Source organism: Pseudarthrobacter sp. S6, from assembly GCF_050156575.1.
Classification (GTDB): Bacteria; Actinomycetota; Actinomycetes; order Actinomycetales; family Micrococcaceae; genus Arthrobacter.
Genome location: NZ_CP189581.1, coordinates 2057551 through 2079993, shown reverse-complemented (window position 1 = coordinate 2079993; position 22443 = coordinate 2057551). Strand labels below are relative to the sequence as shown.

The 22443-nt window shown below is 59.4% G+C and carries 15 protein-coding genes; 8 read left to right on the top strand and 7 right to left on the bottom strand.

Annotated elements, in window-relative coordinates; genetic code table 11:
* The first annotated feature begins 257 nt into the window (after positions 1-257).
* A complete protein-coding gene (locus ACQCS0_RS09950) occupies positions 258-518 on the top strand; it encodes a hypothetical protein (RefSeq protein WP_354165920.1) in 261 nt (86 codons plus the stop codon).
* A 1674-nt stretch (positions 519-2192) separates the two neighbouring features.
* Here ACQCS0_RS09950 and ACQCS0_RS09945 read toward each other — a convergent pair.
* The 6 genes from ACQCS0_RS09945 to ACQCS0_RS09920 form a co-directional block, all read right to left on the bottom strand.
* Entirely contained in the window at positions 2193-3500 is a 1308-nt protein-coding gene (locus ACQCS0_RS09945; RefSeq protein ID WP_426939765.1) for an SAVED domain-containing protein, read from the bottom strand.
* 1 nt (position 3501) lies between these two features.
* A complete protein-coding gene (locus ACQCS0_RS09940) occupies positions 3502-4026 on the bottom strand; it encodes a Mov34/MPN/PAD-1 family protein (protein WP_426939764.1) in 525 nt (174 codons plus the stop codon).
* Complete coding sequence (locus ACQCS0_RS09935) at positions 4023-5321, bottom strand: HesA/MoeB/ThiF family protein (RefSeq protein WP_426939763.1); 1299 nt, start codon at positions 5319-5321, stop codon at positions 4023-4025. Before ACQCS0_RS09935 ends, ACQCS0_RS09940 begins: the two co-directional genes overlap by 4 nt.
* Complete coding sequence (locus ACQCS0_RS09930; protein WP_426939762.1) at positions 5308-5904, bottom strand: hypothetical protein; 597 nt, start codon at positions 5902-5904, stop codon at positions 5308-5310. Before ACQCS0_RS09930 ends, ACQCS0_RS09935 begins: the two co-directional genes overlap by 14 nt.
* Positions 5901-6863: a nucleotidyltransferase domain-containing protein gene (locus tag ACQCS0_RS09925; RefSeq protein WP_426939761.1), complete on the bottom strand. Its 963-nt coding sequence runs from the start codon at positions 6861-6863 to the stop codon at positions 5901-5903. Before ACQCS0_RS09925 ends, ACQCS0_RS09930 begins: the two co-directional genes overlap by 4 nt.
* Positions 6864-7184: 321 nt before the next feature.
* A complete protein-coding gene (locus tag ACQCS0_RS09920) occupies positions 7185-8159 on the bottom strand; it encodes a trypsin-like peptidase domain-containing protein (protein WP_426939760.1) in 975 nt (324 codons plus the stop codon).
* 1675 nt (positions 8160-9834) lie between these two features.
* Here ACQCS0_RS09920 and ACQCS0_RS09915 point away from each other — a divergent pair.
* Both ACQCS0_RS09915 and ACQCS0_RS09910 read left to right on the top strand, forming a co-directional pair.
* Positions 9835-11988, top strand: a complete 2154-nt coding sequence (locus ACQCS0_RS09915) for an exonuclease domain-containing protein (protein ID WP_426939759.1) — start codon at positions 9835-9837, stop codon at positions 11986-11988.
* Positions 11989-12982: 994 nt separating this feature from the next.
* Positions 12983-13492, top strand: coding sequence for a hypothetical protein (locus ACQCS0_RS09910; RefSeq protein ID WP_426939758.1), 510 nt, complete (start codon positions 12983-12985; stop codon positions 13490-13492).
* Between the two features lie 57 nt (positions 13493-13549).
* Here ACQCS0_RS09910 and ACQCS0_RS09905 read toward each other — a convergent pair whose 3' ends face one another.
* Complete coding sequence (locus ACQCS0_RS09905) at positions 13550-14050, bottom strand: DUF6998 domain-containing protein (protein WP_426939757.1); 501 nt, start codon at positions 14048-14050, stop codon at positions 13550-13552.
* Between the two features lie 201 nt (positions 14051-14251).
* Between ACQCS0_RS09905 and ACQCS0_RS09900 the strand changes: the two genes are divergently transcribed.
* The 5 genes from ACQCS0_RS09900 to ACQCS0_RS09880 all read left to right on the top strand — a co-directional run bounded on the left by ACQCS0_RS09900 (position 14252) and on the right by ACQCS0_RS09880 (position 22441).
* Positions 14252-17512, top strand: coding sequence for a hypothetical protein (locus tag ACQCS0_RS09900; RefSeq protein WP_426939756.1), 3261 nt, complete (start codon positions 14252-14254; stop codon positions 17510-17512).
* Between the two features lie 109 nt (positions 17513-17621).
* A complete protein-coding gene (locus ACQCS0_RS09895) occupies positions 17622-17927 on the top strand; it encodes a DUF6994 family protein (RefSeq protein WP_426939755.1) in 306 nt (101 codons plus the stop codon).
* 206 nt (positions 17928-18133) lie between these two features.
* Positions 18134-19741 (top strand): ATP-dependent nuclease, encoded by a 1608-nt coding sequence (locus ACQCS0_RS09890; protein WP_426939754.1) that lies wholly within the window; start codon positions 18134-18136, stop codon positions 19739-19741.
* The gene (locus ACQCS0_RS09885) at positions 19716-20801 is read left to right on the top strand and encodes a UvrD-helicase domain-containing protein (RefSeq protein ID WP_426939753.1); all 1086 of its coding nucleotides are present in this window, start codon (positions 19716-19718) and stop codon (positions 20799-20801) included. The genes ACQCS0_RS09890 and ACQCS0_RS09885 overlap by 26 nt, the downstream gene beginning before the upstream one ends.
* A gap of 608 nt (positions 20802-21409) precedes the next feature.
* Positions 21410-22441 carry a DUF4192 domain-containing protein gene (locus ACQCS0_RS09880; RefSeq protein WP_426939752.1) on the top strand — a complete coding sequence of 344 codons (1032 nt, stop codon included), beginning with the start codon at positions 21410-21412 and terminating at the stop codon, positions 22439-22441.
* The last annotated feature ends 2 nt before the right edge of the window (positions 22442-22443 follow it).

The window sequence follows — 22443 nt, the reverse complement described above, 5'->3', positions numbered from 1 at the left end:
GTTCTGGGGTGTTGCTGACCCGAACACGGTCCCCGCACCTGACCCGGCACCTGGCGCGGCCGGTTCCGGCGTGCGCTCAAACGGTCAGGTTTCAGAACCGGGCCGTCCCGGCACGGCGGCTTGTGCGGGCCCGCACCCTCGTTACTCTTCCCTATCGCTGCAATCGAGGCCATGGTACGTTCAGCGTGATCGCGATGTCCTAACGCGGTCCCTCTCCAATCCGGCTCCTGACGCAACTTCAGAAAGCAGAGGCAACGATGCCAACAATAATGATCTTCCACGAGGTCGACGACGTTGAGCACTGGCTCAGCTCACCAAAACGGGAAGAAATCTTCGGGCCTCTGGGCATCACGGTTCGAACGTTCATCGACCCGGCGGAGACCCACCGTGTAGGCCTAATCGTCCAAGTCCCCGACATGGATACGTTCCAGCGAATGATGGAGTCCGAAGCTGCAGCCGATGCGATGAAATTCGACGGCGTCCGCCCGGAAACAATCCTGACGCTCGTCGAGTCCTAGACACCACCGGGCCGTTGACGCTGACACCGAATCCTCCCACTGGTTCAGCCGCTGGGGTTGGTGGGCGGCGACGGCTCCGCGGCTGGCCGCCTGACCGCTTCGGTGACTCGTCCACACCCGATCCGGACGCGGCCAACGTGCTTTGCAATGTCCTTCGGCGCTCACCTGCGTTAACTTTGTTTGAGGGAGAGATAATTCGCCTCGGACCGAACTCGGCACTGCGAACGTCACGCTGCGACGTAACCCTTCCCCATGCCTCCAGCACAGGTCAAAACAGCGAGACACCTGCAGCAACTGTAGGGCGGCCAGCCACAGTGCCTCAATCACCTGTCTCCCAACCCTCAGCTTGCGGGACAAACTCCGTGTGCCCAAGACCGCCGCGTGATGCGCCGGCGGCCAATCCCATGGCCGCAAAGAGCAAGCTCAGGTAGTCACCCAGGCAACCGCGCTTACAGACATGGACCGGCCATGACGGATCAACCAAACCAGGAGCGCCCCCGGAAGAAGAGTCCGGATCCCACACACCTGGACTCTGTCGACCGCTCGTACGCCAGCCATAGATACCCCCGGAGACGTTCCCGCTGAACCCGGAACGTCCAATGAAACCGACGATCCAGGCCGCAAAGTCATGTCGCCTGAAACAGAGAACTTCATGAAGTAGTGAAGGCAGAACCATGAGGAAGGACCAAAATGCACGTCGAAAAGCCGCCCGTGCACAAAGGTGTGCACAATGTGCACACCTTTGGCCGGACAAAAACACGATGAGCGCACGCTGCCCGGTCCGCAGAAAGCAGCTATCGGAGGAAGATCCTCAAAGAAAATTCGGCTTGGTCATGTCCTCACCGCAACTCCTGGCCATGAATGAGTGACGGCCAACAACTGGCCACCGGAACAGCCAGATAGGACGGCACTTACCCCAGATTCCAGCAGGCGGAGGGCCCATGAGCAGGGACCCTGACCCCGCCACCCACACAACCGAACAGGCCGCCGCGGCGCCAGCCACAGACCGCGGCCAACGTCAGAGGGACCCGCGGAGGGTCAATGTCCACACATTAAAGCAAAAACCCCTCTGACGAGGGGTCATGCTGTGCCCGAGGTGGGACTCGAACCGGGTTCCAAGCCTTGTAGATCCGCCACTCCCCCGCAAACCTCCGCAATCCGGCCCAGTCCGGCACCAGTACGACCCGATCCGGAGCCCAGGGTGTGCACATTGTGCACACCCTCTTTCTTGCCCACTTCGACGCCGCCAACCACAGTGGTGTCTTTCGCGCGATTTCGCGCCGATATGAAGAGTAGGGCTTCCAGACGGGACCGGCGCCGAACAAGCACCGCACTACGAGGCGGCCCTCATGCAGGAAATCAACGAACAACATGGCGGCGGGTTACTCCTCTCCGAACATCTCATGGAGAAACGAACAGCAACCAACATGACCAAGCGACAATTCGGCTCCACGAAGTGAGCCCACCATGGGCGCAGCGGAGCAGACCGCAGCGTCCGCCTTTCCCCGGCCTGTGGGTGCTCGACTGGCTCTCAACAGGCAACTGATAGTGGACCTTATGTCAAGTTGTCAGCATGTAAAGACAAAGTACCCTGAAAGTTCAGGGTATCAGGTGCCCTTCCCTCTACGGGAAACGGGCCGGCAACGATCGAGCTTCGGGAATTTCTGAATTCGATTAGACGACGCCTGCAGTGAGTAGCACGTCTTCGATAACTCCGTCGCGGGCGCCGGCCCGTACCCGGAGGGTAGCCGTGTAACTGGGACGATAATCATCGCCGCTTGTGGGCTCCGAATCATCCCACTCGTAAAGCACACATCTGAGAGTGTTCGTCAGGCGTCCGATAAGGACTGTAAGCGGGAATGGGCAGCGCAGAAGGAGGTGGATTTCCGCGTTTCCGTTCTTGTTCGCAAGGGCCCTGATGTGAGCCACAACTTCTGCTGCAATACGGCCGGCATCTGCGGGATCTAGAAGGTCACCAGTGGTAGCAGTGAGGTGGATCCAGGACTTCAAGGTTCCATTGTTGGCTTCCAGAAATTTCTCGAAGGCCGCGTTGCTTCTCTCGTTGAGGAGATCGACATACGCTGCAACCGCTGGCCGACCGGGTTTGCTCGCGGAAGTGTTCGTTGCTGAGTCGCTGACACTCACGAGCGGGGATGTGCTGAATCGGGCTTCACCGTCACCGGCCCAGACATTCCCCTGCTGGTCAAGGACTTCCATGTGACCGATCCGGGACGAAGGCAGGGACGCACCTAGGGCGAAGGCAACCGATAGGTGGGCGCCACCCTGAACTTGTATACGGCGGGCGCCGGTTCGGGTGACGCCGTCTGGGAGGAAGACGATCGTGTCTTTCAGGTCTATCAGGCCTTCCCGGCTGGGAAGACGCTCATGATCAGACGGCCGGACGCGGATATCCAACTGGTTTCCTGTGCGGTCATACACTTGTGCCGCATTGCGGGTCTGGAGTGACAGGCTGAAAGTTCCGTCATTCAGGGCAACGCTTTCCCGATGGTTGGCCAGGCGGTGCCACAGCATCTTTTGAACCACCGTCCGTAGCCCGTCGCGGTGTGTGGGGTGTTGGTCGACACCGCTCAGTGTGTCTCCGGCCATGCCGAGCAGTCTCTCGGGTGCCGAGTAGTCGATTTTCCCAGGTTCTCTTTCCACAGCGTTGGCAATGCCCAGGGCAAAGCTCGGATGTGCTTTATGTGAGTCGAACAGCAGGGGTGCCTCGACGCCTTTGACGACTCTGCTCTTTGCTACCTCGGGTGTTGTGACCAGCACGCCCCCGGAGATACCGTCTCCGATTGCTTGCCGTAGGCGTTCTTCTGTGTCGCCAGGAGGGAGGTCGTCTTTGTCCCGCCAAACGGGGATCCCCCCAGCCCGCAGTAGCCAGGCTAGTTCTGCGCAGATTTCGGTTCCATCTGATTGTCTGTAGGAAATGAAGATGGGGTCTGCCGGGTCATGAGTGGCAATGATGTTGGGCAAGTTACTTCCTGTCCGTGTCGGGTGAGGACTGCGATGCTGTGGTGCCTTCGCGATCATCAGCGACGGCCACTGGTACGGGAAGGGCGGTTTCCTGGTCGACGATCCAGGCAACTGCCATGATTTCACCCGTTCGAGTAAGCCCGACGATGATGGTGAGGAAACGTCTGAAGCTAAGCTCGGGATCATGCAGGTGCCGGGCGTAGGCTTCGAGGTCATAGTTACTCGGGCTGAGATCGCCCGATGGGTGCGTGTGCCATTCACCAATCCATTGGCTTTGGTCCTCTTTCCATGCCAGCTCGGCAAGCTGTTGGGCATGGGCTAAGTCGCGAAGGAAGCGGTTTGATTCACGATGGGCTTTCGCGCCCGGGCCACCAGCGTGACGGACGACAATCTCCCGACCATCGTCCGTGCCGAGCAGAATACCCCCGGTTTCCAACCCGTCGCGGGAACGGATGGCCTCCTCCCCGATCAGGGCCAGCGCCTCTGGGATGATCCAAATGTCGGGCATCTCAGCAGAGTTGGTCACGCCGCACCACAGGATGAGCAGTTCTCCCTAGGCTGCGGGATGGACGCCCAGCTGATCCCAGCCGAGGCTTTGGCGTCAAACGGCGGGGCAAGGTCGCCACCAGGCCTTAAACCGATCACAGCGTGTTCACCAGGAAGGGCCTGCGTGTGGTCTCCATGCAGGGACTCAAGCAACGTTGCCACGGCAGCTTTGGCTGCAAGCGTGCCCGTAAGGCGCAAATCGGGAGGCACAGCGGTCATGGGCTGGTGTACCCGGCCAGTGCCATATTCCAGTTCTTGATCGGCTTCAGCGTCCATGGCACCAGACGCATCGAGATGCGCTCTGAAGCACAAAAGACACCCAAACCGCGGCGTAGGACGAAGTCGCAGCAGTTCACCGATGGACCCATTGTCGAGGACGCATGCCAGGATCGCCGGCTTCCCAGCCCGGCGGGCCAGGTGACTGACGACCCGACGGGGAGCTATCCCATCGGCAGCACAGATCACTAGATCTACGTCCTCCATCAATGGGCGCACCAGGTGAGCTTGGCTGACGACGTCAACGGGAAGTGCTTCTACGTTTTGTAATGGCCATTGGGAATTCAGAAGGTCCCTTAGGGCGTGAACTTTGCGCCTACCAACGCTTTCGGGCCCCAAGGTGTGTCGGAGCAGGTTGTGCCACAGGAAGCGGTCAGGATCGATGAGGAGGACACGGCCTACCCCGTAGCCTGCCAGGGCCTCCGCGGCTGCACTGCCAATGCTGCCACACCCAACGACCATGACGGAGGTGGCCGCCAGCTGTTCAATCGGCCATTGACCGGCAAGCTGCAGTAGACCCACAACCTTGGGCTCAACTTCTATGCGAATGGGACTTACACCGCTCCTTTCCACGTTCCACCCGGCGAATTCGTGAACCCCTGCCTGGACAGCTTCAGGGGAAAGCTCCGGATCGTGCGTGATCAGCAGGCCCGAATGATTGCCAGGATCGGAAACGCCCGGAACCATGTCCCGAAAAGCGTCGTAGTCTAGCGTCCGGCTGGTCCGACTGATGACGTAGCGGTGGAGGAGGTTGATTTCGCTCTGCGGTTTCCTTATCCACTGTCCACTGCAGCGTTCACCATCCCACTTCAGCGCTCGATACTCCGACGGAATATCCACCGGAAGCGTTGTCCCCGCGGAAGAAGTAATTGCGTTAATGACGTACATGCCCTCGGCAGGAACAAAGCGCATCCGAATTCGACCGGACGTGCCCTTTGCGTTGGCGATCTTCGCTGCCGCGTCCTGTGTGAGGACTATGAACGGATCAGTTGGTGACAATGGGGCCCCGGATAACAGGAGATTCCGGAACCTCGTAGTCGCCACGCGTGCACTCGGCGACATGATGATCGAACGAAGAGTCCGTCACAATTCCCCGCACCGACATCTCCTGCATTAGACCGCGCTTCATCAAGGCATATTCGACGTGCCAGCCTGCAGCCTTGGCAAGCAATTCAGTGATGCTGGCCTCGGGATGCCAACCACCGTCGCTTTGGAGCAGGCACAGCGAACCACCTGGTGCCACATGCCATGCCGCTTGTGTCTCTTCGTGGGGCGTCGGTTCGACACTGACCGGGAATATGGTGGGTGGCACCATGGGGTGCGCCGCGGAGTACATGACCGCGACCGTTAGCCCGTTGCTGCCGACCAGCTCCTTCAAGCCCTCCGGCTCGGGCCTGTCGAACGGCCATAGTGGCAGCTCCCCAAACCACCCGCCGTGAATGTGCTCCCCACCGTCCGATGGATGCGGCTCCTGGTACAGCAAATGCGGCGCGAACTCGGCAACTTCCTTGAGATCGCGTTGCAGTCTCGTGGGTTCGGCGTCTTGCCAAAAGATCGGACCTGCCGCTTGAGGCTTGGTCATCCTTGAGGGGTGTCCTTCACTGTCCGGGGTAGGGCGGGAGCAACGGCTGGAAGTGGATTTCCGGTAGAGAGAGGCTTGGGGAAATCGTCTCCGAAGACTTCCCCCCAGTGTTGAATGGCGGCCGCGGTGTTGTTGCTGCTTTGTGACTGGAACGCGCCGATTGATGCATCCCGCGCTGCCCGCAGGCACTTAGCAAATTCCTCGTAGTCAAGATCTGATTGGATGGGACCGCAGATCCCAGCCGGGTCAACGACTTCGTTGCCGCCCTCAATTGCAAACAGGGCACTGACGAAGAACTGCTTGATGGCGACTGGTCGGATGTGGTTTGTCGGAAGGAAGTGAAGAGCGAGTACTTCCATGACCAGTGATTTGATCTTGATGTCTTGCTCGGATGCCCACCACTTGAGCATCCGAACGGTGCCGGCGTAGCTGCTCCACTCTGCGTGCTTGTCCGCTACGGCCTTAATGAGATATTCCGGATTGCAGGGAACCCAGTCTCTTGAAGCTGCTTCCGGGACGAGTAGCATGCCGTTACGGCGGAGAGCTGGCATCGCGTCCACTGTGAATGCATTCGGGTCATCGGGGTCATCAAGGAAGCACTTGACTGCGTGGTTACGCCACCTGGCGAGGCGTACCGCTTTGTCAAAGGTTCCGTTGGTGGCACCGAGGAGGTCGTTGACGCGCTTGCGCGTGTAATCCAGGGCGTCCTCTGCCGAGGGGCCTGGTTCGCCCCATTCCGGATACTGAGCGCCGTCGTAAACAATTACTACATCCACGTCGTGGATCGGGTCCTTGTGAGTGCCTCGTGCCAGTGAACCTGACGAGATAACTTCATCCACGTCGCTTTCCAGAATGAAAGCGTCCTTGAACAGGTTACGCCGCGACCGGGCCTCCTTCACTTGCTCCACGTCAGCATTGACGATGCTCTGGAATTCGTTGAAGGCGTCCGTTACGCTCACTTGTGTCCCCCGCCTAGTTCACCAACACTACATCTAGTGCCAATTGAAGATATTTCTACTAGATATTGTATTACATGAATGTCATTCAATGGGGCTAAGCGGCAAGAGAATCTCCGCCTGCGTTGATCAGGAGCGCTCAAGCTTGACTGCTCGGAATGCTCGCCGAGGTGCGGCCCCGCAGCCGTGACAGTCGAGACCCGGATCTGACGCCCGCCGGTCAGTAGATGGAGTCTTTCCCGCGTTTGGCGCAATTCTCTCGTCCAAGGACGGCCTTGGATCGAAGGCTGATAATCGACGCTATGTGAAGCTGATCGTCTAGAGTCAGCCAACAATGAATGGGTTTGGTTTTCCGCGGTACATCTGAATCGGAATCTTGTAAGCGATGCGCTCTACCACCGGCATATTCCAAACGGACCCGATATCTGAGTCTTTGTCCGTTCGGCCACTGTAAACGCCTTGCAAGATGGCCTTTTCCTCCACCTGACCGGCGGGGCCGGCCGAAATCATTGTCGACTCGGGCCTATATGCGATCACCGGCGACCCCGATTGGCCAGGCCGTGTCCTGCTGTCGATGAAGAATCGGTCGTCGGGATCCATTTCAGGTTCGCTGGCGACGGAACCACGCGTCCATATTGGTGTGGACGAAACGAAAGTTCCCACCGACTTCGGATAGCCCACAACGAATAGGACGTCTGTGATGGATAGGGGCAGGCCGTCCGCCTGATCCCAGCTGTAGACGTAGCGACTCAGCTGCCTTGCCCGCTCACGCTCAACCGGAAAAACAACAACGTCGGTTATCGGTGGCTTCAGCTCGCCGCGCACATGATCGCCGTCTTGGAACCAGAGGGGCAGCAGGTTGCCTGGCTCGCCGTCGTAGAGCTCTATCTCCCACCGACCAAGCTCATCAAATAGTGGGACGTCCGGTCGCTCGAATTCGCTTGGGAGTTCTACCCGCAGCGTCCGCGGCGTTCTGCTTTTGAACGCATCTCCCACAAACTCATCTTCGAGAGTACGCCACGTTACGACGTGGTAGTTCGTGACGAATACGACGTCGCCCGAAGAGTTGATCTCTACAAGGAAGCCAGTCGCAACCATATCCTTCGGGCGCTTTTTGGCTTCATCCTCGGTAAGTTCATGACCTTCCCGCGGATACTCATCAAAGACTTTCAGCTTCAGAGATTTGAGCGAGTATTTGGAGACACTCGGAACTTTGCTAGATCGAAACACTTGGCCCGGCACTTGAGGCGGGATTGGCGACGAAGTCGTGGAGTCCTCTTCAGGAGGAAATACATTCATGACTGATTACTATCACGCGAGATCAAGCTGGTTCGGCTCCGACGTACTCTGCCGGGCTACTCATGGTCGCAGATCCTCGAACTAAGGATCCCATACTGAGGACGGCCCGACCGGGTACCTTCAACCCGACTCTCGATGCGGCCTCGGTTGGTCGTACAGCATGCCATCGGGCAGGGCCTCCGCGATCGTGGCTAGATGCTGGATGATTTCCGGCGCCAGAAAGCTGATGGTCCTCGACCTGCACGACGCAAGGCAGCGTATACGGCGTCAGTCTAAATTGGGGACGGTGAAATGGCCAATGCCTAGCCCACCGCTTCGTTTCGCCTCTCAGAGGGATCTGATTGAGGGCAACGTAGCCAGCTCCCACGCCAAAACAGCGAGAACAGCGACGCCGAATACGCAGAATCCGGATGCGGCAATGACAGCGATAATGATGGCTGCGGCGGCGGGTTAACTGGTGGCCGACTCCGGCTACCACACTGCCAGGCTCAGCGAGCGCATGGTCTGCACTGGATCAGTTGCCATGTCATGCCGTTCCCCCAGCATTCCTGCATGAACAGGTATCAGAGCGGAAAATCCGGACCGGCCGCAACCCAAGGTCGATCTAAAGAATAATCAGCAAGTCATGTTGTGCGCGGCCCTGGCCGCAATGAATTGGTGAAAGCGAAAACCCGGCGGAAGGACGAACGAGGATGAACACTCAGAAGAGACCCCACAGGGCGGTACGCGGTCCCCCGTAGGCAGCCGCTTCCCTACACAACCGAATAGACCGTTTCGGGACCCCACACACCCGGAACATCAGAGGCAGGAGTGTGCACAATGTGCACACGAAAAAACAAAAGGGCCTCTGAACTGCGGATACACTGTGCCCGAGGTGGGACTCGAACCGGGTTCCAGCCCTTGCAAACACTGGACTCCCGCCCAAACATACCGAATCCGGCCCGATCCGATCGATGTACGACCCGATCCGAAGCCGAAAGTGTGGACACTGTCCACACCCCGAATTCTCCCCACCAGAGCCCTCCCCCAAACTGCCGCTCCCCGCATCGACAGGGTGCGGCGCTTCTTTGCCCTGAAACACTTGATCCTGCTGGAGAAGTTCAACCGCGGCTGCATCCGGGTCCTGCCCGCGCTCGGTGCGGACTCCCGACCACACGCGCACGGCGCATCGAGGTTCCAGACACTGCACAACAATTCCACCTCCCTTCATCCGCTTCATGGTCCGATCAGCCAGCGGGCGCATGACCCGGTTGCGTATCGTCCCCGGAATGGCCTACATCGACCCTTCACTAATTGGTGGTTTGTGGCGCCGGTCCTCCAGTTTTCGCCGAATCGGCCAGATGCAATTCCGACGCTAGAGACGCGCTGTTCATGCTGTGCAGATCTTGGTGATCCCTTCGGCTGGATGGAAGGCGTGTTCCAGGACGTGGACCACCAGCCTCGCAAGAATCTCCGCTGTGGACCCGATCTTCAATCCTGGCCGCTGGTTGAAACACTGGATAAGCGGGAAGAAGTCGACTGGGATCCCGACCTGGCAGCGGACCGGGTGAAAAGTCTTGGTGGAAGCGCTTGGGTGGGCATCGCGCAACATAGAGGCCAAATCCCCGCGGACGCGCCCCCGGACACTACCCTGAGGAGGGCAGAGAAGACCGGGGGCCAGATGTTTTGTAATAGCGTGCGGATCGAGGACGTCGAGGCCCTGCTCCACGGGAAGCGGGAGTTCGTCTGCGTGGACCTGGAAACGACCGGTATCAGTACGCCGTCCAGCAGAATCATTGAAGTCGCCGCGGCCCGGATCAACAGCAACGGCAAGCTGACCCGGGAGTTCACGAGCCTGGCCCACCCCGGCAGCGGCTACGTGCACGGAGCCGAGTTCGTACACGGCATCAAGCAGCACGAAGTCGAATCGGCCCCACCAATCGCAACCGTCCTGCACCAGCTCCTGGACTTCATCGGAGACCGCGTCGTCGTCGCGCACAACCTCCCGTTCGAGAACCGGTTCCTGACCTTCGAGCTCGGGCGCGCGCTCATCGATCCAGGCGAGCTGGAGGGTTTCTGCACCTACTCTGCCGCCCGGCGCCTGGTCGTCACCGGGACCAACCACAAGCTTGCTTCACTCGCCCAGTACTTCAAGATCCGGCAGACCACCTCACACCGTGCCCTGCCCGATGCCCGGATCGGCGCACTCCTCGCCTGGGAGCTGCTCACGATTGTCAGGTCCGGTGAGATCGCGGCTTCGGGCCCGCCACCGCGGCGGCGCGCAGCAGCCCCACGGTCGTCGGCCGCCCCGGCGACTGCCCCCTTGCTTCCACCGGCGCCAGGGAGGCTCGCCACCGTCCGCGCCGGCTTCCGCCCTGCATGGGAACCAAGCCCGGAACAAGCAGCCATCCTCGACTCGTTCTTCGGGTCCGGCGACATCAAAATTCTTGCCGGCGCCGGAACGGGAAAAACCACAACCCTGCAGCTGCTGGCCAACTCCACCAAGGCCAAGATCACGTACCTGACCTTTAACAAGGCAACCGCCGTTGAAGCCAAAGGCTGCTTCTCCTCCAACGTCACCGCCACCACGATCCACGCCTTCGCCTACCGGGATCTGACATCGCAGGGCCACGGTCACTGGCTGGGCCGGCTTCGGCTCGGCATCGAACCCATCGCGGTAACGGCACGCCGGCTGGGTGCCACCGAGCCCGGATTTGCCGAAGCGTTCGGCGGGCCCAAGGTCGCCAAGCAGGTCACCCCGTACGATCTGACCAAGATGGCCGTCGATACGGTCGCAAACTACTGCCACAGCCCCAGCCGCAAACTGCTTGCCCGCCACGTCAGCACGGGCCGGGCATCCGGGAGCCTGCGAACCTCCCTGACACCCCTCGTCCTCCTGATGGCTGAAGAGCACTGGGCCAACATCCGCGACGAAACCGTCACCGACATGCCTATCACGCACGACCATTACCTGAAGACCTGGCTGCTGAACGGCCCGTCCATCGGACACAGCGGCGATGTCCTTTTCGTCGACGAGGCCCAGGACCTCAGCCCCGCCGTCTCGCACGCCATCAAGGCGCAGAAGCACCTGAAGAAAGTCTTCGTCGGCGACCCCAACCAGTCCATCTACGGATTCGCCGGCGGCAAGGACGCGTTGGCATCCGTCACGGCGGCCCACACGCTGCCGCTTTCGACTTCCTGGCGTTTCGGCGAAGATGTTGCGGCCATTGCCAATGGATGGCTGCGCTCCCTCAGTGCTCCGCACCCGGTTCGACCCAACCCGTCCCTGGCGACGCTCATCGGTCCCTGTGAGCAGCCGGACGCGGTGCTGACCCGCACGAACGCAGCAGCCGTGTGGGAGCTGATGGCCCTCCAGGACTCCGGGCAATGGCCGAGGCTGAGGTCCGACCACCAGTCCATCCTTGGGCTCCTGCGTGGTGCGACGGATCTGATGGAGGGCCGACGCGCCGGCCACGCACTGCTCAGGCACTTCATCTCGTGGACCGAAGTCCAGGAGCACGTCCTCTACGATTCGAGTGCGCATGAACTCCGGACATGGACCAAACTCATAGAACTGCACGGGGTTACCGCACTCGAGCGAGCCGTGACCGACGCGTCCGCGGGGCTCGGCACCGGGGCAGTCATCTCCACCGCCCACAAGGCCAAGGGCCTTGAGTGGGATACTGTCCGCATCTGCTCGGACTTCGCAGAGATCCTTGCCCGTGTTGCCCTTGGAGGCGACAAGGACCAACTGGCCGAGGAGAAGCGACTCGCCTACGTTGCAGTCACGCGGGCACGCACACACCTCGATCCGGGTCCTCTGGCCAGCTTCGCCGACTTCCTGAACTAACACCTTCCCTTCAAACCCGCCGGAAGTCCTCGGCGCCATTCTCGTCATCCTCGGCATCCGGGCCATCGTCCGTTCGTTCTGGTCCTGACGAGCAACGGCTCCCCGGCCGGGGCCGCCACCGGCTTGCAGGAGACGTTCTGGACGGTGAACGAGAATGTCGCTAGGATCGGCGCCAGGGGCGAGCAGAGGGCCGAGGTGCTCCGTGTGAACTTCTGCGTTGTGTACGGCCGGGCTTCATCCACTCGGGAGAGCTGCGCCTATATTCGAACCCTGACCAACTCCATCTGGCTTTCGCCTTTGTTCGTGAAGGCCGCCGTCCTCTCTGATGGGATTCGCGGTCGCAAGTCATCTCGCAGGGAGGACAAGGCAGCTCTAATGTCGCAACTGACTCCATCGAACGAAGTCCGCTTTGCAGCTGCCTGACGTTCTCCGGACTACATCCAAGTGGGAACCGGGGGTTTCTCGGGCATAACGCCGTCCCCCATGAAGGGGCTCCTGCGGATGCATTTATCTTGGAGATTTTGCCGTTTTCGTTGCCCGTGTTTCTGCCTTGCAAGCCCCAATGGATCGAGAACGAGGACACGTCTGAAGGCATGGACGTCGTTGAGGGCGTCGTTCCGGATTGACCCTTGCTCCCATCGCTGCAATCAGTCGTCCCTGACGGCGGGGATTCGCTGATATTCACAGTCACCAAGCCGTTCAGCTGCGCACTTGTCGGGATGCGTTCCCCTGCGGCGGAGACCGGGATGTCGGTGAACTAAGTGAGGCTGAAGCAGCCGCCTGGTTCGTGACAGTCCAATCGGTTCTCACATACACTAAGACACTTCTGCCGGCAGCCAGCGGCCTTGCAGATGACATGTACCGCCAATGTGCAGCCGGAACCCACAGTCTGGAAGTCTCAGGGCATACTGGTGACTTACTGTTCTATGATCTGCGCTTGTCGATTCCCTAGCGCATAGTGTGGTGGGAGTCGGCGCGAGCTTGAGTAATGAAGATGGGGGCAGACATGACCTTGATAAGTGAAGACGATGTCAAGAAGAAACTGAACATCGACTCGTGGCGAAATCTTTCGAAGGACAAGTTCCTCAATTTCGTGGCGGAAATGCCGCACATGAACAAAGAAGTCGCGCTCCAGGCGATTGCACAGTTCCCCAATTTCAAATCACTGGTCGACGAGACGATGAATTCAGTCGAGCAGCACTCTGCTAGTGCGCAGAAATACGGCTGGAAGAGTCAGAAGAAGGTTCATAAGGCTTTTAATTCCTATCGCAAGACTCTCAATCGCGAACTAGAACGGGAGAATCTGAGCACCGAGGACAGATTCAGGATCCTTGAGATGCTTCGGGAAGCAGTGAACATGGAGTCCGAAAAGGAGACCGAGCACAAGGCCTTCCAAATAAAGTTGGTCACAATTGCAGCGACGGTCGGCATCGCCGCGGTCGGAGCGGCCGTTGCGGCCCTTGGCGGGAAGGCCGGATTCGGTAGCGGCGACAAAGGCGTGTAGGTGCGGCTCCGTCTGCGGTCTCCCGCGATAGTCATGAGCACGGGATGACCGCCCGACTCAACCGTTCATCCCGCCCAGGGTCTCGTAGGCCAACTGGAACTTCGCCGTCACATCCGTTCCATGCCGGCGTGCCCGACCGGTCGGAAGCCTGGGCCCCTTGGCATGTGGGCTGAGAAGCCCCATGAGCTCTTCCCGCGCGTACTCGCGCGCCCAATCCAATGCCTTAGTTTCGCGGTCGAAACGGATGCATACCGCAAGATCGAAAACTGTAGAGTCGAAGAGCTCAGGTCCGAACTGGAATATGCGGTCCTCGCCCCGAGGCAGGGTTCGCGTCTTCACCTGAATCTTGCGACCCAGTTCGTCAATCAGGTCGTACCCTTTCGTCCCAGGCAGCGGAAGGACACCACCGTAGACCGCCAGCGCCAGCGCTTCGCCGACCTCGCCGTCAATACTGCCGGATGTGCGGGAGACACCGCGACGAATAATCTCCTGTCCGATGCGCGATTGCAGTTGGAGCAGCTCAGAAAGAGTAAGTGCGCTCAGGTCAGGAATCGTCACGGGATCATCATAGAGTCATGGGCAGGTCAGTTCTACGGCGTGCCGGAGAAGTCTGGGCACGGGCGAATAAAGACTTCAGCAGGCCGCCTCTTCTCGTGTCGGAGGGCCCACGTACGCTAAGGGCATGAACCAACGTCCAAGTTTCTTTGAGCGTGACCAGAGTTGAGTCTCACTGACTGTTTGAAGGATTCCGGCTCACCGGTGCGGGCATACCTTGAGCGGGTCTCACCGCGCCTTGAAGCTTCGGCCGGCAGCACCGGCGGCGCGCGGATCGCCGCCGGCGAACTTGGCCTCCCCGCGCTCGTTGACGCTGATGTCGTTATCCCGCGGGCCGCCGGGGTTGACGGCACCCTGTCAGGCACGGCCTTTGATTTTCGTGCACGCATCGAACTCGGTGATTTCAATCCGCGGAAATCAGCCGCTGCTGCAGGTATAGCCCGGGCAGCCGAATACGCTACCTGGGTCGAGAATGGTCACCATCGGGTCGCGGTGCTCGCTGAGTCGTTTGACGTCGCGCAGGCATTGCTGCGCCATCCGACGAATGATACTGATCTTGACCGGGCCTCAGTCCTTCTTGCCCATTGCGAGCTTGTCCTGCGGTCCGGGGCACGGGCGCTGAGCGGCAGAACCGGGAAGCTGCTGGACAATGCCAGCGACGGACCCTCTTTTGCGGACCAGATCAGCCCTATGATGGTGGCCGACATAGGCTCTCTCGTCGAGGCCGGCCGGATGCAGCTCGAGGAATGGTGCGGCGAGATCGCAGACGGAACAGATTTTGCGTCGAATCCCGGGTTCGCGGGGTCGGAGCTCGTGGGCGGCGCGGACGCTGATTGGATCATCGGCGACACTCTGATCGACTGCAAGGTCTACAACCGGCTCAGCGTGTCCGAGCTACGCGGCTTCCTGTTGCAGCTCCTCGGGTACGTCATGCTCGACCTCGACGACCGTTTCGGCATCCGTCAGGTCGGGATCTGGCTCCCACGCCAAGGGCTGATGCCGACGTGGAGCCTCACGCGGCTGCTTTCCGGGGACCCGGAGATGCTCCTCCCCTCCTTGCGGGAAGGCTTTGTGCGCGCGACCGGAAACCAGCAGATCGCGCTCAAGGAGTCAGCGCCCGAGCGCTACAGACACCAGATCCTCGCCGAGAATCGGCACACGCACTTTGAGAAGCTGGACAAACTGGCCCTGAGCGAGGACCCAAGCATTCGGAGCCGCGTCGGGCGCAACACTGTCACACCAGAGGCAACTTTGCGTGCTCTTGCCGTGGATCGCGCATGGAGTGTCCGCAAAGGCGTCGCGACGAACGAAGCGGCACCTGGTGACATCCTGCTGACTCTTGCGCGCGATAAGAGCGTCGCGGTCCGCCGCGCTGTCGCCGCGAATCCACGTGCGAAGCATGAGGTCATCAAAGCCCTAGCGTCGGATCCGGACGCCAGCGTGCAGTGGACGGCGCGCTCGAACGACGGAGCGGTCGTCCTGTTGTCTCAGCCGGGAGCGCGCCCTTCCGGCGTGCCGGCTCAGGCGGCCACGATCATGCGTATCGACCGTGCCCCTGCCAGCCCGGCGTCGGACACCGCGTGGCTCTGCAACTTCATCATGATGGTCAACGGCGCGTCACCGATATGGGAAACACGGCTGCCGGTTCCGGACGCGAGCTGGCGTTGGGGCAGACAGGCGAAACGCCGCCTTGATGTGCCTGCATGGCTCCGGGCAGGACTGCCGGATGACATCGCGTCGGACCTCATGGGCACCGACCGTCCGGAACAGATCCGGCGGGCGGCGGCTTGGCAGCGACCCATTGATGATCACGGGATACGTGATGCCCTCCTGCTGGACTTTGACCCTGCCATCCGATGGCGCGCATTCTGCCGGACGGTGCACCAGGTCGACGACCATCTTGCACCCTTGCTTACTGAACTCGGGACTTCACGAGACGCGCGGCTGCGGTTCCGCACACACGGGTCGAGCGATTACAAGTACATGGATCGTCAGGATCGGGCACGGTACAACGACGAAGTCTTGCAGGTTCTTGCGTCGCACCGTTCCACTCCCCCTGACGTACTGGCACAGCTTCTTGCCAGCCCTTCGCCGGCCATCCGAACGCACCTGTTGGCGAATCCGACGCTCAGCACTGAGGACCGGAGCTTAATCATCGAAAAGATGCTCAAGAGCCGGGATGCAGGTTCACGGGTGTTCCTTACGGAGCTTGATGACCTTCCGCTCGACGTGCTCGTGCGGCTGGTCGCAGATAACGACTTCGACGTCCGTCGCGCCGTCGCAAGGCACGAGCGGCTCCCCCAGAGCGCCACGGCTGCCCTTGCCGCCGACCCCGGGTGGGAGGTGCGCCTTGAGGTTCTGCAGAACCCGGGCACGCCCCCGGAGCTCATCGCGGATACGGCAGTCTCCGTATTGCGCGACGCGCCGGACTCGCGTCTTCCTGGTGTGCTCGCCGCGGTTATCGATCTGGCGTCTTCGGAGGTCCCGGAGGGCTCGATCGAGGAGGCCTTGCTCCGTCTGTCCAAGAGCCGTCTTCGGGACCCCGACGTCCGCGAATTTGCAGCGAGTCACGAGCGAACACCGCCCGTTGTTTTGGCCAGGCTCGCCCGCGTCGCGGACAGCTACATCCGCGCCGCCGTCGCGGCAAACCCCCGCACGCCGGCCGACGTTCTGGAGGCGCTCTCGACAGACCCGGTCGAGTACGTCCGAACACGGGTTTCAGGAAACGAATCGACTCTGTCAGCGACGATCATTGCACTATCGCATGATGCGTCGCCAAGGGTGCGTCAAGGCGTAGCGGACCGGGACAATCTCCCTCGCAACGTGCTGGAGCGCCTGCTGAATGACGAATCACAAGAGGTCCGGGAAAGTGCCTTAGCGAATCCTGGAGCACGAGAGGTGTTCCACCGCCGAGGTGAATCGTTCGATGATGCCGTTGCCAAATCCTACGAACTGCGTGCCCAGGTGCCGACCGACCGAGCGACGCTTCTCGAAATGGCTGCGAACAGCCGGGCCCAAGTGCGGCTGCTGGTGGCCTTCGACCCGGACGCAGACGCGGACATCCTCTCATTCCTCGGCGGAGAACGACGAAGCACACACGTGCGAAGGGCCGTGGCTGCAAATCCCCACTCACCAGCAAACCTGCTCGCTGCTCTCGCTAATGATAACGACGGGCTGGTCCGCCAAGCAGTGGCATTCAACGGCGCAACACCGACGAGCGTGCTTGTTGATCTTGCAGGGCGGAGCACCGACCTGGCCCTGCTTGTCGCTTTGAATCCTGACACGCCCGACGAGGTTCTCGAGCTGCTCACGAACGACGCGGAGCCGCTTGTCCGGTTCGTGGCAACAGGCATGATAACGATCCGACTCGCGTCGGTTTCTCAGGCCACGTCACGCGCTTCGCTCACAACGCACGAGGGACCCCTGGACGACCCGAGCAGCGCCATAGTGAAGCATTCTTCCTAGGCAGAGCAGGGAGAAATTGCCGAGGCGCACCCACCCCTGTTTAGATCTCTGACGCCGCAGGCAGATACCGGCTGGCGGGCGACGGAACCTGGAAGGTGCCCCAGGCGGAATGAACGGTCGAGGGGTGCGCACGATTGTCAGCAAATCACCAACCTGGCAATCGAGCACCTCACAGGTTGCAGTCAGGGAACCTACTGGTTCCGCACGGGTCGGTCAATGCCAAACCAGTGCGGTGAGATCCCGTCTCCCGAACGATGAACGCGTCTCATCAACACCCGACCCTGACAGTGGCAGCAAGTTGCTCCGGTGGGACCACGAGCTGCTGTGGACCAAGGAACTCCCCTCCGGGGACATCTTCGCCCCAAAGGTCACACCCAGAAAGAGCGAGTACCTCATCTTCAGGCTGTCTCCATAGCTGACTTAGGAAACGGCAACACTTCATATCGGTTCGACCTACAACTCGTGGCGTAAACGTCCGCTCAACTTTCTGGTCGTAGCATGACGGGAGTTGGGGAAAGCAGACGACTACGAGTCAGATAGGCGAACGAACGTCGTCGCCGTGCCATTGGCGCGCTTTACCCCTTGATTAATTCGTGGCTTCCGCCGCAATTAAGGGGAATAATGATAAGCAAACTACTCATCCGTAACTTCAAAAAATGGAAGTGCTTAGACCTTCCGCTCAACAACGACGTCAACATCCTCGTTGGCGATAACGACACTGGGAAATCCACGATCCTGCAGGCAATCGAGATGGTGCTCACAGGCAAGGTCGGTGGCAGAGCTATTGAACAAGAGATAGCCCCACATTGGTTCTCCCAGCAATGTGTTCGCGCCTACCTCGACGCCGCTAAAACCGACCCAGGTGCCCCACTCCCGGAGATAGTCGTCGAAGCCTACTTTCAAGATAGTCCAGACCTAGCCACCCTCGTCGGCAGGAACAACTTATTAGGCGAAAGATCATCTGGGTTCCAGCTACTGATAACATTTGATCCCGACTATGCCCCGGAGTTGCAGGAAATTCTTGCCTCAGACCTGGAACTCGTCTCCTTACCGGTTGAGTACTATAAAGTCGAGCGGCGCGACTTCTCGGGTGAGCGCGCACCACTCCGGAACCAGCCGGTCAAAACTGCCATGATTGGTACGAGCGGTGTCCGACTCTACTCCGGTGTCGACTACTACCTGCGTCACATCATCTCTGCGAATCTCTCCGACAAAGAACGTGCTGGACTGGCACTGTCCTACCGGACGTACCGCGAGAACCTCTCAAAATCCGATGCAGTAACCGCCGCGAACGGTGTCCTCTCGGAGTCAGATAACACCCTACGGAAAAGGACAGTTACGCTCGGACTCGACACGTCGGCCCGCGCATCTTGGGAGACAGATGTCATCCCCCATTTTGACGAGATTCCTTTTCACGCAGTGGGCCAAGGCGAGCAATCCGCATTCAAGATGCTCCTTGCTTTAGACAAGCACGCCAAAGATAAACACGTCGTGCTCGTCGAGGAACCAGAGAACCATCTTTCCTTTGGAAACTTGAATGAGTTGCTTAAACGCATCCAGAAGCGTGGGAAGAATCAGCAGCTAATACTCACCACTCACAGCTCGTTGGTACTGAACAAGTTGGGGCTAGATAAACTGACCCTGCTGGCAGATGGATCACACACTCGCTTCAATGATCTATCCGACGAAACTCGCGACCACTTCCTGAAACTCGCCGGCTACGACACTCTCAGGCTCCTCCTTGCCCGAGCGACCATTCTCGTAGAAGGCCCCTCCGATGAACTCATTGTCCAAAAGGCCTACGAGCAGCGCTTCGGCCATCCGCCGATAGATGATGGAATCGACATCATCAGTGTGCAGCTCACATTCAAGCGCTTTCTTGAGCTCGGAGAGAAGCTCGGAAGGAAGATTGCCGTGATCACCGACCTTGACTCCGACACAGACCAGGAAAAGGCGCGAAGACGCTTCCAAGACTTTGAAAAAGCAGACGGCAACGTTAAAGGCTTTGTTGGCGCCGTAGAAAACGGCCGGACGTTGGAGCCGCAGCTTGTCGCGGCAGCAGGCCTTGCATGTTTGAACACAGTTTTCGGTACGTCACTTACGAACAACCAAGCCATGATCGACTACATGACTGTATCCAAGACGGACTCTGCCCTGGCGCTCTTGCTCACGTCCGAACCAATTGCCTTCCCAACCTTCATCCATGGCGCGATCGACCATGTCAGGTAGGGTCATCGTTGCCGCCGCTGGTTCGGGCAAGACCGAAGAGGTAGTAAAGGAAGCCTTGGCCAAGCCCGCCACCGAGCGTGTACTCATAACCACATACACGATTGACAATCTCAACGAGATCCGTCAGCGGATTATCGAAAAAGTTGGCGCGGTCCCGCCGAACATCACCTTGCTTGGCTGGTTCAGTTTTATTCTCAAACACGGGATCAAACCGTTCCAACATCCGACGTTCAAAGCCAACTACATTCAAGGACTTCACTTCGAAAGGCGACCTGGATTCCCAAAGAAGGTCGATGTCTACAAGTATTACGTTGATCATCGAGGTGCCGTCTACAGAGATTTTGCCTCAGAGCTCGCCCTTTTACTCGATGAAACATCAGACGGTGAAGTGTTCGAACGGATCATTGCGGTTTTTGATCACATTTTCATCGATGAAGTCCAAGACATGTCTGCTCGCGACTTCGAGTTCATTGAAAAGCTACTTGACGACGGATCTAGGGTGACGATGGTCGGTGACCCCCGTCAGGGCACGTTCTCTACGACAAATGCCAGAGCCAACAAAAAGCTGAAAAAGTCCAACGTCGGTGTCTGGTTTGAGCAACTGGAAAAGAAGAAGCTGGCAAGGATCGAGGCACTGGCTCACAGCTATCGTTGCAATCAAAAGATTTGTGCCTACGGAGACTTCATATACGAAGGCCGGGGCTTCAGCCCAACAGAATCGCGCCAAGCAATGGTCACAGACCATGACGGAATCTTCATCGTTCACCCAGATGATGTGGCGCTCTATGCCGCAACGCATGACGTGCGAGCATTGCGATACTGGGCCAAAACCCCGACCCTTGGCCTACCCGCGAAGAACTTCGGCGAGGTCAAAGGACTAACTTTCAATCGTGTTCTTATTTTCCCGACATCAGGCATCGGCGAATTCGTCAAATCACAAAAAAGCATGGCACCTGACACACAAGCCAAGTTTTATGTTGGTGTGACCCGAGCAAGGCACAGCGTGGGGATTGTCTTGGATTCACCTGGATCTAGCGGGATTCCCAGATGGACGCCATGACGATGTGGCGCTCGCCTGTCCATTCTTTGCTGGAGTCCATTGTAAATTCGAGGACAGTCGATTACGTCGTGCCGATCAATATCACCAGCTGCCGGCTTTTGGGACTCACATACCACTGCACCTGGAATTATTGTCCGTCTGGATCAGCGTCTTTGTCGATTTGATTTGCAACGATAAAAGTTGCGGCAACGCTACGCACTTCTACACACCCACGCACACTGGTCCTCCTCGGTTCAAAAATACGGACCTTGGAACGGGGGTACTTCTTGGTGGTCCTTGCCTTCGAAAATTTCCCGAGTCCATCGGCGTCATGCCGCGCCGCCGAAGCCCGACCATGAATGACCAGAAGCATCTTCGCTGTTTGTCATTCTGATCCCCCATCATCGCTGGACGGGCCCTCCGCGCAACCAGGGCGCGCTGCGCCGATCGCAGTCCAATATTTCGTTCGGCGCTCCTCCGTCGCTTATTTCCTCGCGAAATCTTGGACCGTGCTCGGTTCCCCAAGTTGCACTCCGGCCCCTCATACCCAGCGGTGACTCCTCTATCAGAACGACGCCGAAATCTGACAAGCACAACCGGTGCCTGCCAGCCGATAAAGGAGAAAGGCCATGGAAACGCTCACCATCAAAACACCCGCAGACGTTCTCAGTTTTGTCGGACACACCCTGGGGTTTTGGCCCCGCGAAAGCCTCGTCTGCATCACCCTTGTCGACAATCACGTCGGTGCCACGCTGCGCGTTGACCTGCCGAAACCGGGAGCAGAGATCAGCTACGCACAAACCATCGCCGGATACTTAGCCCATGACGCTAAGGCCGCCAGCGTTGTCTTCGCGCTATACACATCGCTGCCCGCCAAGTCCGGACATACCCGGCCGCACGCCGCAACCATCGCGGCACTGACAGGGGCCCTGGCCGAGCGGGGAATGTCTATCCGTGACGGGCTCCTCGTAGGAGACGACACAGTTTCGCAATACGACGGCGATCCCAACGCCGGACCATCCCTGCCCCTAGTATCGACGCAGTCCAGCCAGATCAACGCCGAATTCGTCTACCGCGGCAGCACCATCGCCCCAACTAACCGCATCACCTTGCCGGCCTCGACCAAAGAGACCCAGACCGCGGATGCCGTCGAAAGTTGTGTGAAATCGATGCAGAGCCTAAACGTCCGAGATGCCATGGACAGGGCCCGGACGCTCTGGACGGAAATGCTCGACGCAAAATCCTTCCCGACCGACGAGCAAATCGTCAGCCTGATCGCAAACCTCCAGTTCCCCACCATTCGGGATCAACTCATGGCGGACATCCCCGGAATCGACGAACCCATGGACCATGTCCTCCTGGCCCAGACGAAAAGCACGCCGCACTGGTCACGGGTCGAGTGGGCAGAGCAGCTGCTGCTCCACGCTTACACACGCAGCAGCACCAGCCACTCCGCCCCCATCCTCACCGCCATCGCCTTCATCAATTGGTGGGAAGGCAGAGGCAGCAAGGCCCACCAGTTCCTGCAACTCGCCCTCGAAGCCGACCCCGGCTACCACCTGGCCAAGCTCAGCGACCAAATGATCGGTCGCGGAATAGTCGCCGGCTGGACGATGGACAGGAACACCGCGTATCGGAGTCGCGGGCTTGAGGCATCCTGAAT